The organism is Methylomonas montana (assembly GCF_030490285.1).
Taxonomy (GTDB): Bacteria; Pseudomonadota; Gammaproteobacteria; order Methylococcales; family Methylomonadaceae; genus Methylomonas; species Methylomonas montana.
Genome location: NZ_CP129884.1, coordinates 4,475,106 through 4,489,956 on the forward strand (window position 1 = coordinate 4,475,106; position 14,851 = coordinate 4,489,956).

Consider the following 14,851-nt stretch of genomic DNA (forward strand, 5'->3'; position numbering starts at 1 on the left):
CTTTATCCCGCTGATAGAGGATTCACATTCCCAACACTGGACGACTACTGAAAAAACACTCCCGCCAATTCCCGAAGCATTTCTTCATCCGGCAAATCCGTATACACCCCGCTACCTGAAACATCTCCCCGCATTCCCCGGACAAACAAATACTTCACCCCGCCAAAATGCTCGGCATAGCGATACCCTGCCAAGCGCTGTTGCAGATAAGCGTCCAGCACCACGCTGTACAGCCAATACTGCAAGCCGTAATTATGTTCGCGCATCGCTTGCAGCAGGCTGGGATGGCTATAGTCGGCCAGCGCGTTGGTTTTGTAGTCCATCACATAAAATTTGCCCTGATATTCGCAGACCAGATCGATGAAGCCGGTCAGATAACCGCTCATTTGTTTGGCGGTCAATGGCTGGTAGGCGGGGCTGGCGGCCAGCATGCGGTTAATTTGCAGGGTGTCCACCACATCGGGCATGGCCAGATAAAACGGCATTTCCTTGACGATACCGGCGGCGGGCAGGTTTTTCAGGCAAAAATCCGGATCGGCAGCCAGCGGCGTCGAAACCGTATCGAGCAATAATCGATTCAATCGTTGCGGCTGCTCCAAGCGCAAGCCATAACGTAAGCAGGCTTGATCGCGTTGCCGACTGATGTCGGCGCCGACGGCCAGCATTTTGAAATCGACAGTCTCCAGCAAGCTGTGGATGACGTTGCCGGTATGCGCGCCGCGCGGTAAGCCATCGTCGATGAGAGCCGTATCGGCGGCTTCCTCGGCTTTGTCGGCCGGCAGCTCCGGCGCGTCTTCCAAGGTCAATGCCGCCAGCGCGGTGTAGCTGCTCATTTGCCAGACGCTATGCAGGCTGCGGCGACGCGACCGGCAGGCCAGCGGTCTATCGTCACTAGCGGCTTGATAGCGGCCGCCGGCTTCTGTTTCTGCCGGTAACAGCCGATATTCGAATCTCTGCGGAGCTTCGGTCGCCAAGGCTTTTAGTTTGAGCTGTTGGCTAGCGAAATCATCGTCGGCGAACTCAAACAAGTAAGCAAACGCCGAGTTGTTGGCCTTGTCCTTGGTGCGCACGTCGGCCCAGTTCAGATAGCAGCGGTATTTGGCGCGGGTGACCGCCACGTAAAACAAGCGTAAATCCTCGGCCAGTTCTTCGTGCAAGGCTTGTTCGCGGTGTTCGATAAACTTCTCGGAACCCAGGTCGGCGATCATTTCGCCGCTCTCGTGGCATTGCACCAAACGTCGCTCGTTTTTCAAGCGGTCGCTGCGCCGCCACAGGTCCGGGCAGAACACTAGCGGATATTCCAAGCCTTTGGCGCTATGCAACGTGACGATTTTCACCGCGTCCTCGTCGCTTTCCAGCCGCAATTGTTGTTCGTCGCCACTGACTTGGCCGGACTGCTGAATCGCCCGCCGCAGCCAGTCCAGCGATTTATTGATCGCCAGATGTTCGTCTATTGCCGCCTGTTGCAAGCGCTCGATAAGATGATGGATGTTGGTCAAGGCGCGTTCGGCTTGCGGCAGCACGGACAAATGCACTTCCACTCGTTCCCTGCGCAATAGTTGCTGCATCATCGCCAACAGGCCCTGGCGCTGCCAGCATTGCAGATAATCCTGAAACCGGTTCAACCAGCCGTCCAGCGCCGCTTCGTCCTGGCCGAGCCGGTACAATTGCTGGCCGTCCAGATCAAACCAGCCTACGGTTAGCGCCTGTTTCAATGCGCCGATCTGGCCGGGTTGCGCTACCGCCTGCAACACGCAATACAGTTCAAACGCCTGCGGCGAGGCGAATACCGATTGCTTGCTGTTCAACACCGCCGGAATGCCCGCTTCCAGCAAAGCTTTCTGATAATCGGCGGCGGCGCTATTGCTTCTAACCAGTATCGCAATATCCCTGGGCTGTAAAGTCCGCTCGGCCTGCCCTTTTTCGGTGATTTTGCCACTGCTGAGCAATTGCAAAATCTCGCTGATCACGGCACTGCGGATCAGGTCGCCGACTTCTTTGGAGCTGCCTTGGCGTGCGGTCCAATATTCCTGATTGCCCGAATTTTTATCCAGCTGCCACAACACCAGCGGTGCAGCATCGCCGATGCGGCCGTCGGCGATGCTACGCCCGGCTTGCACCGGCGTGAAATCCAGCCGGTCGAACAAAAACGGTTGGGCGCGCTGGAACAACCGATTGACGCCGGCCACCAATTGCGGATGCGAACGCCAGTTATGCAGCAAGGTGTAATGTTGTTGGGCCTGGCTCTGCGCGGCGAAGTAGGAAAAAATGTCGGCGCCGCGAAATTTGTAGATGGCTTGTTTCGGATCGCCGATCAGATACAGATACTGGCTGGCATCGGCGAAGATGCCGGAGAAAATTCGCCATTGGTTGACGTCGGTGTCCTGAAACTCGTCGATCAACGCTGCCCGGAAGCGCTGCCGCAATTCGCTGATCAACAGCGGACCGTTATCGCCGCGCAGGGCCGCGGCCAAGCGAGTGATCAGGTCGTCGAAGGACAGCACGTTGTTTTGTTGCAGACGTTTATCCAGCTCGGTGCGCAAACTGCTTAGCAAGGCGTTGCGAAACGTTACCTGTAAATGACTTAGCGCGGTGGCCAAGGTTTCGAACGGGCCGCAATCTATCGCCAGACTGTCGAGATAAATCTGCTTCTGTTCCGCGCTGGGCAAGGGCTTGGTCTTGCTGGTCCTGAATTTGACGCCGTTCAAGCCGGCCAATAAACCGGTCTCGCTCAGCCAGTCCATCTCCGGCAGATCGGCACTCTGATCGGCCAGCCAGGTTCGTAATGCATCGGCCAGCGCCGGAAAGTCCCGGACGAAACTGGCGGTGAACAGACCATCGGCAAAAGCCGTTTCGAGGGTAATCAACACCGCAGGCAGGCTGCTCTCGGCGGCGGCAATCAGCCCCGGCAATCGCGCCAGGCCGGCATCGACATCGTCGTCGTCCGGATAAGTGTTTTGTTGCAGGGCCACGCCGTTGATACTGGCGAGCAACGCGTCCGGCGTCGGATAGGCTCGGGTCAGCAAGGTAACCTGCCAGGCCGGCCGACTATAGATTTGCCGGCGCCAGAAGTCGTCGGCGCAATGCAGTTTCAGATCGGCGATGTCGCCGCTCAACTTGCAATCGAACAATTGCCCGCTTTCCAGGGCATGCTCGGCCAGCACCCGCTGACAGAAACCATGGATCGTGAAGATCGCCGCTTGATCGATGTCCAACAGCGCCAGATCCAGGCGTTGGCGGATGCTGTCGCTATCCAGTTCCAGACCGGCCAGCCAATTGTGGATGGCCGGATCGGCTTTGGGTTGGTTTTTTAGTAGTACTTGGCGGGCCTCGGCCAGCCGGTCGCGTATCCTTTCCTTCAATTCCTCGCTGGCGGCTTTGGTGAAAGTCACCACCAGTAATTGTTTGATGTCCAGCTGCTGCTCGACGACGAAGCGCAACACCAGCATCGCGATGGTGTAAGTCTTGCCGGTGCCGGCGCTGGCCTCGATCAGATTGATGCCGGTTTCCAGTTCGCTGGTTATCGCATCGAAGGCTTTACTCGCCATGCGCCGCCCTCCAAACCGGTTGCAGCAATTGCCGGCATTGCGCGGCAAAGTCTTCGTTAAAAATCTCGGTTAAATCGCGATAAGCGAATAGATGCGCAATTTCCGGTTCGTAGCCTTTCTCGATGCTGTCCAGCGTTTGCTTAATGACCGCAGACAATGCATAGTCGGGATTTTTCTGCTGTAGATAGCAAAAGGCGGCTTCGCTGAAAAAAGCATCCGGCCGGCGCCTTCCTTGCATGAAAATCTCCAATAACAGCCGCAATTGTTCCGGCTGCGGGCCGGGCGAAAACAATAAGTCAGCATCGGCGCTAAGCAAATAAGTCGCTTGCGGGCGGATTTGATTAACGATCAAGTGTTGCAGCCAGGCGCCAACAAAATCGCGTCCCTTTAACGTGCTAAATCGGTAGATCAAGCTACCGTTTTGATATTGATTACTCAGCTTGCCGACCAGTCGATAGCCGCCCAGATTGAAGTCGATGGCCACGGCCGGCAGCGCTTCGCCGAGATTCTTATCGCTTATTAGCTCGGCGAATTGGGCTATCGCCGGTTCGTGCTGCCGCCAGGCGATTTCGCCCGGCGCGGCGGCCGGCCAGCGGCCTTGGGCTTGCAGCTTCTCTAGCGTAAACGGCCGGCCATGTAGTTTCGCGTCCAGCCATTGCTGAGCTATTTGATAATCGTCCAGCGAGTTCAATGCAAACGGCTCGCGTTCCTCGGCATCGACTTCCAGCCTGGGCAGTTGCACGCCCAATTGCTGGCGTAGAAAAAAGCGCTGCGGATGGTGGTAAAAACTCAGCAACTCGCCGATTTCGATCAATTCCTCGGGCTCGGCATCCAGTTCGCCTTGCCACCAGGGAGCGGGCGGCTGCTTTTCGGCGCGAATACGTTGGGCGGTTTCCAGATCGTGCCGGGCGTAGCTGAACAAGCCCGGGTCGTCGCCGCGAAAATAGCGCGGGCTGAAGGGGTGCAGCGGATGATGAATCGTCAGCTTGTCCAGGCCGTAACTGTCGCGCAACACATCCAACAATTCGCTGACGATGGGCGAGGGCGGAATCTCGCTGTTGTCGCGCAAGGACTGGCCGATGTATGTGACGATCAACTGCCGGCGCGCCGACAACAGGATTTCCAGAAACTGGTAGCGGTCGTCGGCGCGGCGCGAGCGGTCGCCCAAACGCGGGTGTTGGGCCAGCAGATCAAAGGTGGGATGCCGCTCTATTTTCGGAAACTCACCGTCGTTCATGCCCAGCAAGGCGATCACCTGGCAAGGGATGGAACGCATCGGCAACATCGAGCAAAACGTCAATTGGCCGCGCAAGAAACCGTTGCCGGATTTGGTTTCGTCCATCCGGCCTTCCAGCCAGGCGATGATCACCGCCAGACTCAAGGGCTGATGATGAATGTCTGCAAAATCGGCCAACTCGGCGAGCAATTCGTTGAGCGGCTGGCGTTCGACCGGGTCGGCGCCGGCCAATAGGGTATCCGCATACGCTCGTAAACACGGCTGCCAATCGGCCAGGGTTTTTGCCGATTTCAATTCATCCCCTGCCCGAAAACACAGTTGCAGAAAGCTATTTAGGCCTCCCAAAGCCTGAGCGGCAGAGCCTTCTATGTCCGGATACGGCAGTACGCCGTCCACGAAAACCTCGTCGCCGGCCACCGCGTACCCCATAAACAGGCGCTGCAAACTGGCCTGCCAGGTGTTTTGCTGCAAGGGCGGCAAGCCTTGGGCTTGCTTGTCGGCGGCGGATTTGCCCCAGCGCACATGGGTGTCTTGCAGCCAGTAACGAATCAATTCCAGATTGTTTTCGTCCAAGCCGAAACCGGCATGGACCAACGGTTGTTCCAGCAAATCCAACACCGTCTGCCAGCCGAAGCGGCTTTGCGACAGTTGTAAAAACCGGATGAAAGCGTCTAACGCCGCGTTGCTGACTTTCAGGCTGCGGTCGGCGATCGCATGCTGGATATCGTCGAATACCGCGCTGATGAACGGCGCGTAGAGCTGGATGTCCGGTGCCATTACCACGATGTCGCGCAATTCCAGGTCGACGTGGTTTTCCAAGGCCTCCAGCAATTGATTTTTCAACACCTGCACTTCGCGGAGCCGGGAATGGCAGGCGTGGATGCCGATGGAGCCATCCGCTTGCAAGGCCAGTTGCGGCGTCTGGTTGGCTAGAATATCGTTTTGCAATTGCTGGAGATTGCTGTCGCTGTCGCTGGCCTCGAAACTGCTGGGTTCGAAGGCAAATTCTACTTGTTCCAGCAACATCTGCTGAAACTCGCGGCCTTGTTGCCCTAACCTGACCAGCAAGGGATGGCCGTCGAATTCTTGCAGTTGCGCCAGCAAACGTTTGCCGGGCAAGTCAGCCCAATAGCCTTGCACCGGATTGAGCAGATATAAATGCACGTCGCAATGCAGCGCCAAGGCTTGTAGATAACTCAGCAGCAAGGGCGGCAGGCTGTTGACGCCGAAAACCGACACCCGTTCCGGCAAGTCCGCTTGAAACTGGCCCGGCGGGGCGTTGCGTAGTTTGTCGATCACTTGCAACCAATGTTCGCCGCGATGCCCGCTATCGCTAGTGGCGGCGATTTGCCGCCACAACGCCGCTTGCCAGCGTTCCGCTTCGCTATGATGAACGAGACGGTTTTCCCGCCAGGCTGTCAGCAAGTCGGGGCGCAGCATTTGGTATTGGTCGAAAATTCGCGCCAGCTGTAAGGCCAGTTGATAACGTTTAAGGTCGGCATTTTCGCCGGCTAGATATTGCCGTAAAGCCTGATACACTTCGCCGTCGAGATCGCGCAGCAAGGCTTCGAAACGCCAAAGCATGACATGCCGGTCGAAGCTGGGGTCGTGCAGATCGGCATGCAGTTTCTGGGCTAGTTCGCCGAAAAATTTGGCCGGAAACAAGTAGCTGAAATGTCCCCAGACCTGAAAACGGCTGGCCAGTTGCTGGGACAGCCAGCGCTCCATGCCTTGGCTCTGAATCAGGAAAATTTCCGCGGCGAACGGCGAGGATAATGGCGATGAGCTGATGACCGCCGCTAGATGCTCCAGCAGATTTTCGGTTTTATTGGAGCTGTGCAGTACGAACATCGGCTAATGGAAAAAACTTATTTACAGTAAGGGCTAGCTGGGTAATAGTTTTACAGTAGCGTTTAACCAACAGGAACACAATGAAAAATCTATTCTTTGTTTTTGCCCTATGTCTGTCCGTTGACAGCTGGGCCGGGGTTTATAAATGTACCGACGCGTCCGGACATACCGACTACCAATCTTCCCCTTGCACCGATGACCATAAGGCCGTGCAGATGAATACCAAAACCGGCGGCAGCGTCGATCTGAACGCGGTGGAAAACCAGAAAGCCGCGGAAGCCGAGTCAAAAAAACAACATGGCTTGCAAGAGCAAGCAGAACAACAGGCCAAGCTTGACGCGATCGCCAAAGTTAAACAAGAAGCCAAAGCGCAAAGCGAATTGACCCAAAATCTGATCAAGCAAAACCCCATGCAGTTTTCCGCGTTTGCCATCCCACCTTACGATCCGGAAAAATTGCCGGCACAAGTCAAACCATTCGAGGCTCGTTTGCCGGATGTCGAAAAATTCCGGCGGCTGGCCGCGCAAAAAGCCTTGGCCAGTGGTGAATGTCAGCGCGTCGAGGCCGACGAACTGATAGCAAAAAGCAAACCCGATCAATTGACGTTTCTGATCAATTGCAGCAGCGGCAAAACTTTTTTGTTAAACGAAACCGAACTTAGCCAACCATGATTGCCGGCAAAACTGTGTTTGTCACCGGTTGCTCTTCCGGCATCGGCTATAGCACCGCGCGGTTTTTAAAAGATCGCGGCCATCGGGTGATTTGCTCGGCCCGCAAGGCAGAAGATGTCGAACGCCTGCGCGGCGAAGGCTTTGAATGTCTGCGGCTGGATTTGGCTGATTCGTATAGTATTCAGCAAGCGGTCGCCGAGCTGATCGCGTTGACCGACGGCAAGATCGATGCCTTGTTCAATAACGGCGCTTTTGGCCAGCCTGGCGCGGTGGAAGATCTGAGCCGCGAAGTGTTGCGCCATCAATTCGAAACCAATTTGTTCGGCACCCACGAACTGACCAATTTGTTGCTGCCGCTGATGCGTAAACAAGGCCATGGCCGGATCATTTATAACAGCTCGGTGCTGGGTTTCGTGGCGATGAAGTTTCGCGGCGCCTATAACGCCAGCAAGTTTGCCTTGGAAGGTCTGGCCGATACCTTGCGGCTGGAACTGCGTGGCAGCGGCATTCATATCGTGTTGATCGAGCCGGGGCCGATCGAAAGCCGCTTTCGGCAAAACGCTTTCGCCTTGTATCAAAAATACATCGATGCCGAGCATAGCTTTCATAAGGATACTTACCTTGCCATGGAAGCCCGTTTGCAAAAACCAGGGCCGGCGGCACCGTTTACCTTGCCCGCCACCGCCGTCGCCGAAAAAGTGGCTCATGCATTGGAGTCGAATCGGCCGAAGATCAGGTACCGGGTGACGGTACCCACGCATTTGTTTGCCTGGCTAAAACGACTGCTGCCCACCGCCTGGCTGGACAAGCTGCTAGTCAGCGTCGAATAAGGCCGCAACGCTATTTTTCCGGGGTCGAAAAACCATAAAAACCGCTATAAACAAACTATCAAACCAGATGAACTGTGCTATTATCCCGGCCCAACATGTAGTGGTTAAAGCGGTTGGGTTAGCAGCTATATGTTCTTATAAAAATAACTGTGAGGTTCAATACATGAAAATTTTAAAAAGTGCTGTTATCGCGTTCTCTTTAGCTGCTGCCATGGGTTCTTTCTCAACTGCTGCAGTTGCTGAAGCAGGCAGAACTACCTACAAACCTCTTGATGCAATCAATATGGTTCTGGAGCGTATTGCTACTGCCGAGACTGCGATTAACAACGGCGCGGAAGACGCGGAAGTTGCTAGCCTGATCAAAAAAGCGGCTGATATTTCCGAAGAAATCAATGCCAACGACAAAGTTGCCAGAGAAAATTCAAAAGTCAGATCGCACCTGAAAGCCGCTATCGCTTCAGCTAAAGCAGCGAACCTGCAAGAATCCAAAGAACATTTGGCAAAAGCTAAAGCCGGCGTTGAAGGCCTGAAAAAACTGCTGTAATTTCCGCGTCGGGGTGCCCGCCGTGGGCACCCCGAATTTTTCTAGTGCTAGTCCCCGTCAAAGTCCCGCTTTCCCGCCTAGATTGGCTCATAAATAGAACTCCACTGTTTCCAGTTGTTCTTCCAGCCAGGCGATTAGCGCTTTTCCGTTCTTCTCGCCAATCGATTCAAGATCAATTGCCGCATCCGGCTTTAACAAATGCCAACGGCTCAATAAAGTTTGCAGTTTGACGGCATTGCTGGCAGTGAAATGAATCCGATTCAGCAGTGTTTGATACAGGTCAGTATTAGGCGCTGGCAGTATTCCTCTCAATTTGGTCAGCGCCGACACTAGTTTTTCTATCGTCGTCAATTCCGCTGTTATCCATCCCGCCACCAGGTCCTGGTTGATGTCTGCCAGCGACGATTGTTTGTTGTCCGATACCACTTTCAAGCTTTGAATCAATTCGCCGGTACTGAATTTGGCGGCTATTTCGTAAAAAGCCGAGGCTTCCATATCGGATAAATTATCGCCGGTGTAAGCAATATCGGCCTTGGATAGGGTTTTTAACGGTAAGGTCCGGCAAGGAAGTTCGAAAGGCAATTGCGGGTAGAAGCGTCGCTGCGTTTCGGCATCGATGATTTTATCGGCCAGGAAACAACTGCCGACGGCTTGGTGGGGATGCCCGGCAATGCCGAGATTCAACATGATGGGCTGCATCACATCGGCAAATTGTGCCATCGTGTAAGCCACCGCCGCGGCCATCGCGATTTTGCCGATTCCTGTGACGACGACAACCGTTTCCGCGTTGCGATAAATCGTAAAAACTTGTTTTTTAGGCAGTTTTTTTAGTCGCCATGCCTGGATTAGCGGTTTGGCCTCGCAGGCCAAGGCGACGAAAATAAAGTTTGACGGTGTAATGCTGGTCACGTTTTTCACGAAAAATTCGTTATTTTTTAATATATTGTTGAATATTCTTAATAATTCACATAAATTTAAGGCTCGTCAATTTTCAAAGGGGAGCGCGTCGTGACCGAATTGAATTCCACATTTACCGACAAAACGTCAAACAAACACCATCTCGTGGAAGCGCTGCAAGAAGAACGTTCAGCAGTTTGGTCTCTGTATTGCCAGATCGCCAAACTGAAGCCGTTCGCCAGCACTGCCCATATCCGGCCGATGTTGTCTGAGTTTTCCCAGTTATTGATCGATTATATTTCGCTCGGTCACTTTGGCATCTACGAACACTTGCTGGTCGAGAAGCAGCACCAGATCTCGGTATTGTCTTACGCCGAACGGATCTATCCGGCATTCTCCAGCATCACTGCGTCGGCTGTGTCCTTCAGCGATGCATACGACGACGGCAGGCGCAATTTTAAAACCGATAATCTGGCCCAGGATTTATCGGCGCTGGGAGAGCGCTTGGCGGAACGCATGGAACTGGAAGACCACTTGTGTTCCATGCTGTTGCATTGAACTGCTAAATTTAACCCGGCGGGCGCTATTTGCTTTCGCCCGCTGAAATACCGGATGTCGGCCCGCTCGCGCCGGTAATAAACGTATCCTTCAGGCGGGTAAAAGCAGCTTGCAAGGTTTTTTCCATTACCACTTGGTTGCCTATCGAGACAATCACTCGCGCCAGTTCCGGCATCTTGGTTTTGGTCGCCAGCATATAAATCGGCTGGACATACAAAATCGAATTGCCCATGGTCAATATCACCATCCGGCCTTTCTTGACTTCCGATCCTTGCTGATTCCATAGCGTGAATTGCGCGGCGATTTCCGGGTTTTGGTCGATCAGCGCATTAACCTGCGATGGCCCGTTAACCTGCACGGCTTTGGGAAATTTGAAAATGGTGATACCCGGCTTATAGCTGTGGTCGCAGCTATTTTCATCCAAAGTACCGGCTATCCCGACCATGCTCAGATTGTCCCTGTGCACCGGCGTCATCGGGTTGATCATCACGAACTCTTCCAGATCGTTGCAGCGATCGAAATCCATGGTAATGAAATATGGCGATACCGGTTGTCCGTCCACCGTGGCAAATTGCCAGGTTTCCGCTTGTTCATAAAACAATTCCGGACTGTTTTGATGATATTTTGCGTAAATTTTCATCTGCATATAGTACAAATCGCGCGGATAACGCAGATGTTGCAGCAGTTCGTCCGGCATCTCCCGCAGCGTTTTGAACACGCCCGGATACGCCCGGTTATAGGCATTGATAATAGGGTCTTTCGGATCGGAAATATAGTAATCGACGCTGCCGTCATAGGCATCGACTACGATTTTCACCGAGTTGCGGATGTAATTGAACTTATGCTTGCCGTCCAGATAATCGTCAGCGGCCGGTTTGGAGACCGGATAAAAATTCGACAAAGTATATGCGTCTTGCACCCAATAGAAGCGCTCCTTATCAATGACCAGATACGGATCTTTATCCAAGTGCAGGAACGGCGTCAGCGCGGTAATCCTTTCGTCGATATTGCGGCGCAGCAAGACCTTGCTTTGCGTGGAAATATTCGGCGAGAAGAAGATTTTTTCGTCTTTCAGATAAAACGCGAACAGCATCTTTCTGAACAGCGACGGAATCGGTATACCGGAATTGCCCTGATAATCCAGCGAGTCACCAGGCGTCGAACTGGAAATATCCTTGACGGCTAGATTATTGGGTACGATCGCATAACGATATTTTTCCAGGCCGTAATAAATGTCCGGGTATTTCACCGAAAAACCGACATCGGACGTCATGTTCAAATCGCGCAGATACCAGACGATCGGTATCCCGGCATCCTGGGCGGCGGGGGAGACGACCGCACCGTAACCGTGGGTATAACGTAAATGGGTGTTTTCCCAGTTTTGCGCTTCCTTGGGCAGTTTGTCGATATTGACTTCGCGCGCGGCCAGATTGACCTGTTGATGGTGTCCGTTAATAAAATAACGGTCTTCGTCGACCGTCGGAAAACCGTAATAGGGGCGGATGCCCTGCAATTGCATATAGCTGTCGATCAAAAACTCGCGGTCCCATACCGGAATATTTTCGAAATGTTTTTTAGTGGACCAGGCTTCGATGTCCTTGGTGGCATCCAAATTGACTGGAAAGTCGACGATTTTGATATTGTTTAAATCGAACGCCGCCATGGTCGCGTCGATGTTATGCCGTATCGATTCGCCCTCTGTGCGAGTAAAGTTGGGCTTGACGATAAACTTTTCCACCAGTTCCGGAAGCGTATGCGAGCTTTTTAAACCCCACACCGCCAGAAACCCTAACGACGCGACGATAATTGGCATCATGCTGCGATGCCGTTCCGAAAACGCGTAAAAAATTACCGACAGCGCAATGGCCGAGAAAAAAAATACTGCCAACCAGATTAGCGGTAAGTGGTAACGCAATTCGACGAAGCCCGGGCCGAAAAATACCGGTTCGTTGCTGCCCGTGTACAGAAGTGAAAAACGGTCCAGTAAAAAACCCCAGATCACGAACAGCATCACAAACACAAACAGCACTGCCAAGTGGATTTTCGCGCCCAGCGGAAATTCCTTGCTTTGATTGGGCACAAACACATGTTCCAGCCAATACAGAACGCCGGTTGCCAGCAATACCACGGCGGCGGCGGTCAGCAACTCTTTCTGTATCAGCATGTAAATCGGATACGAAAACATGTAAAAGCTGACATCGTTGCCGTAAATCGGATCGACGATACCGGAAGCGCTGCCGAAGAAAAACAGCAACGCCTGGTCCCATTGCAGATAAAACGGAATGGCGATTATGATTGCCAGCAATAGGGAAATTGGAATGTAGACCCTGGCCGAGCCGGTCATGAACACATCGGCAAAGCGGTGAAAGCGCCGCCGTTTGCTATCGTCCATTAAAATTTCATCGGGCGGATTCAGGCCGAGATAGCGGGAGGCAATCCAGAAATGGAACAGAAAAACCGCAAAGAAAAATGCGGTGACCACGCCGGAAAAAATAAATCGGTATAACAGCTTCAGCCAGAAATAAGTTTCGAATTCCAGCGAGCGGAACCACCATAAATCCACGAAAAAATCGAGAAAAACGAAGTAGAACGCCACGTATAAAACGATGGCCGCCACCAGGGTTGCTGCTATGAACGCCGGTAACAGTTTCCAGTTACGCATAATTTCCTCTTTACTTAGATTTTTGATCGCCTACTGTGTGTGGACATGTCGTCCTAACGGCCGGCAACGCCCTTTCAACCTCAATGGCTGAGCATTCTAACACCCAAATAGCGAATCTGATTGTCCGGCATATTGTAGGATGGTTGCCCGCGATGCAGAGTTGTTTGGCGCCGGCAATTGGAGTATGGTCGAGCCGATAATAAAGCGCTTATTGACCAAGCCAATCAGAGGAAGGGGGAACGCATGTCCAATAATATCAATCGCAGTAGACGTCAATTTTTGCAGCATTCCATGCTGGGCGCTGCAGTCGCGGCATTTCCGAGTTTGCTGCTGGCGGACGCCGGCAAGATCAAGAGTAGCGCGACGCCGGGTTTCAATCCGGACGTGGAAATCGAATTTACTGCTCAGCCCGCTCAGGTCGGCATTTTAAGCAGCGGGCCGGCCACGCAAGTGCAAAAATTCTTTGCCACGCTGCGCAGGGGGCCGGCGAATACGCTGACGCAATTGCCCGGCAATTACCTGGGGCCGGTACTGAATTTCCAGCAGGGGCAGAAAGTTAGAGTGTTTTTCAATAACAAACTGAACGAACCCTCCATTATTCATTGGCATGGCCTGCACGTGCCGCAACATAGCGACGGCCACCCGATGTATTCGATCGATACCGGAGAACAGTTTGTCTACGAATTCGAAGTACTGAACCGGGCGGGCACTAGCTTTTACCATTCGCATTCGCACAATTTGACCGCCGAACAAGTTTATCGCGGTCTGGCGGGGTTGATCGTCGTCAGCGATAACGACGAAGCTAAATTGGAATTGCCGAGCGGCGAATACGATTTACCCTTGGTGATACAGGATCGCAGTTTCGACAACCAAAACCAGTTGCAATATTTGCATATGATGCCGGAACGGATCATGGGTTTCCTGGGCGATACCATCCTGGTCAACGGTAAACCCAATGCCGAATTCTCGGTGAAGTCGCGAGCTTATCGTTTCCGGGCCGCAAACGGTTCTAATTCCAGGATTTACAAACTGGGCTGGGAGGACGGCACGCCGCTGACTGCAATCGGCACCGACGCCGGCCTGTTGGCCAAACCGGAAACCCGGCCTTATATCATGCTGGCACCCGGCGAGCGGGTCGATCTGTGGCTGGATTTCAGCGGTCGTGCGGTAGGCTCGCAACTAACGTTATACAGTCTGCCCTATTCCGGCGTGATGCCCGGCATGCACGACAAAATGCACAAGGATGGCAAAGGCATGGGCATGATGCATAATCGTCTGCCGCAAGGCGGTAAATTTCCGATTGCGGTATTTAAAGTCAGCGAAAAAGTCGGCGAATCGCCGAAACTGCCGGAAAAACTGGTGCCGTTCCAACGCTTGACGGAACGCGATGTCGATAATGCTGCCAATCCGCTACCCATAGCAATTTCTATGCAACACATGAAGCCATTGCTGAACGGCAAATCGTTCGCGATGGACCGGGTGATGGATTTCGAGAAAGTGGCGCTGGGTTCGATCAAGAAAATCAAAATTTTTCACGACCATGGCTCGGAAGGCCAGCACGGCGGGGGCATGGGCATGATGGGCGGCATGCAACATGGCGGCAAAAACAATTCCGAATCCGGTGAACATAACATGGCTGGAATGGGGATGCGCGGCATGCGACACGGTGATAGTGAGCACGGTTCGGATAGCGGCGGCCAGCAAATGGGGGGCATGGGGATGGGCGGAGGTATGATGGAAATGGCCCATCCCATCCACCTGCACGGCCAGCAATATCAGATTCTGTCCAGAAACACCGACCAGGTTAAACCCGCCGATTACGGCACCGTGAAAGACGGCTTTATCGACTCCGGCTGGAAAGATACGGTATTGGTGATGCCCGGCGAAACAGTCGAGATCGTCAAGCCGTTCCAGGACTATAAAGGACTGTTTTTATATCACTGCCACAATCTCGAGCATGAAGACTTGGGCATGATGCGGCAGTTTTATATAGGCTGACAGTAAAACGCCGCTGTCGAGACTTGCTCAACAGCGGCGTCGCTAAACGCTAAAT

9 protein-coding genes are annotated in these 14,851 nt (G+C 53.4%); 5 read left to right on the forward strand and 4 right to left on the reverse strand.

The window, feature by feature from the left end; genetic code table 11:
* Positions 1-44: 44 nt before the first annotated feature.
* Both recB and recC read right to left on the reverse strand, forming a co-directional pair.
* Positions 45-3,548, reverse strand: coding sequence for an exodeoxyribonuclease V subunit beta (gene recB, locus QZJ86_RS20725; RefSeq protein WP_301935481.1), 3,504 nt, complete (start codon positions 3,546-3,548; stop codon positions 45-47).
* Positions 3,538-6,636, reverse strand: coding sequence for an exodeoxyribonuclease V subunit gamma (recC, locus tag QZJ86_RS20730; RefSeq protein ID WP_301935482.1), 3,099 nt, complete (start codon positions 6,634-6,636; stop codon positions 3,538-3,540). Before recC ends, recB begins: the two co-directional genes overlap by 11 nt.
* An 80-nt stretch (positions 6,637-6,716) precedes the next feature.
* Between recC and QZJ86_RS20735 the strand changes: the two genes are divergently transcribed.
* From QZJ86_RS20735 to QZJ86_RS20745, 3 genes are all read left to right on the forward strand, one after another.
* Positions 6,717-7,307: a DUF4124 domain-containing protein gene (locus tag QZJ86_RS20735; RefSeq protein WP_301935483.1), complete on the forward strand. Its 591-nt coding sequence runs from the start codon at positions 6,717-6,719 to the stop codon at positions 7,305-7,307.
* Positions 7,304-8,137, forward strand: coding sequence for an SDR family oxidoreductase (locus QZJ86_RS20740; protein WP_301935484.1), 834 nt, complete (start codon positions 7,304-7,306; stop codon positions 8,135-8,137). The genes QZJ86_RS20735 and QZJ86_RS20740 overlap by 4 nt, the downstream gene beginning before the upstream one ends.
* A 163-nt stretch (positions 8,138-8,300) precedes the next feature.
* Positions 8,301-8,681, forward strand: coding sequence for a hypothetical protein (locus tag QZJ86_RS20745; RefSeq protein WP_301935485.1), 381 nt, complete (start codon positions 8,301-8,303; stop codon positions 8,679-8,681).
* A gap of 87 nt (positions 8,682-8,768) precedes the next feature.
* Here the strand turns inward: QZJ86_RS20745 and QZJ86_RS20750 are convergent, their stop codons facing one another.
* A complete protein-coding gene (locus QZJ86_RS20750) occupies positions 8,769-9,599 on the reverse strand; it encodes a 5'-methylthioadenosine/S-adenosylhomocysteine nucleosidase family protein (protein WP_301935486.1) in 831 nt (276 codons plus the stop codon).
* A 90-nt stretch (positions 9,600-9,689) separates the two neighbouring features.
* On the opposite strand from QZJ86_RS20750, the gene QZJ86_RS20755 reads away from it, so the two are divergent.
* Entirely contained in the window at positions 9,690-10,136 is a 447-nt protein-coding gene (locus QZJ86_RS20755) for an Rsd/AlgQ family anti-sigma factor (RefSeq protein WP_301935487.1), read from the forward strand.
* Between the two features lie 25 nt (positions 10,137-10,161).
* Here QZJ86_RS20755 and QZJ86_RS20760 read toward each other — a convergent pair whose 3' ends face one another.
* Positions 10,162-12,798 carry a UPF0182 family protein gene (locus QZJ86_RS20760; RefSeq protein ID WP_301935488.1) on the reverse strand — a complete coding sequence of 879 codons (2,637 nt, stop codon included), beginning with the start codon at positions 12,796-12,798 and terminating at the stop codon, positions 10,162-10,164.
* Positions 12,799-13,041: 243 nt separating this feature from the next.
* Between QZJ86_RS20760 and QZJ86_RS20765 the strand changes: the two genes are divergently transcribed.
* Positions 13,042-14,796: a multicopper oxidase family protein gene (locus QZJ86_RS20765; RefSeq protein WP_301935489.1), complete on the forward strand. Its 1,755-nt coding sequence runs from the start codon at positions 13,042-13,044 to the stop codon at positions 14,794-14,796.
* Positions 14,797-14,851 lie beyond the last annotated feature (55 nt).

Excerpts from the sequence above, each read along its gene's own strand:
- recB (WP_301935481.1), bottom strand. The coding sequence starts at position 3,548 with ATGGCGAGTAAAGCCTTCGATGCGATAACCAGCGAACTGGAAACCGGC.
- recC (WP_301935482.1), bottom strand. The coding sequence starts at position 6,636 with ATGTTCGTACTGCACAGCTCCAATAAAACCGAAAATCTGCTGGAGCAT.
- QZJ86_RS20735 (WP_301935483.1), top strand. The coding sequence starts at position 6,717 with ATGAAAAATCTATTCTTTGTTTTTGCCCTATGTCTGTCCGTTGACAGC.
- QZJ86_RS20740 (WP_301935484.1), top strand. The coding sequence starts at position 7,304 with ATGATTGCCGGCAAAACTGTGTTTGTCACCGGTTGCTCTTCCGGCATC.
- QZJ86_RS20745 (WP_301935485.1), top strand. The coding sequence starts at position 8,301 with ATGAAAATTTTAAAAAGTGCTGTTATCGCGTTCTCTTTAGCTGCTGCC.
- QZJ86_RS20760 (WP_301935488.1), bottom strand. The coding sequence starts at position 12,798 with ATGCGTAACTGGAAACTGTTACCGGCGTTCATAGCAGCAACCCTGGTG.
- QZJ86_RS20765 (WP_301935489.1), top strand. The coding sequence starts at position 13,042 with ATGTCCAATAATATCAATCGCAGTAGACGTCAATTTTTGCAGCATTCC.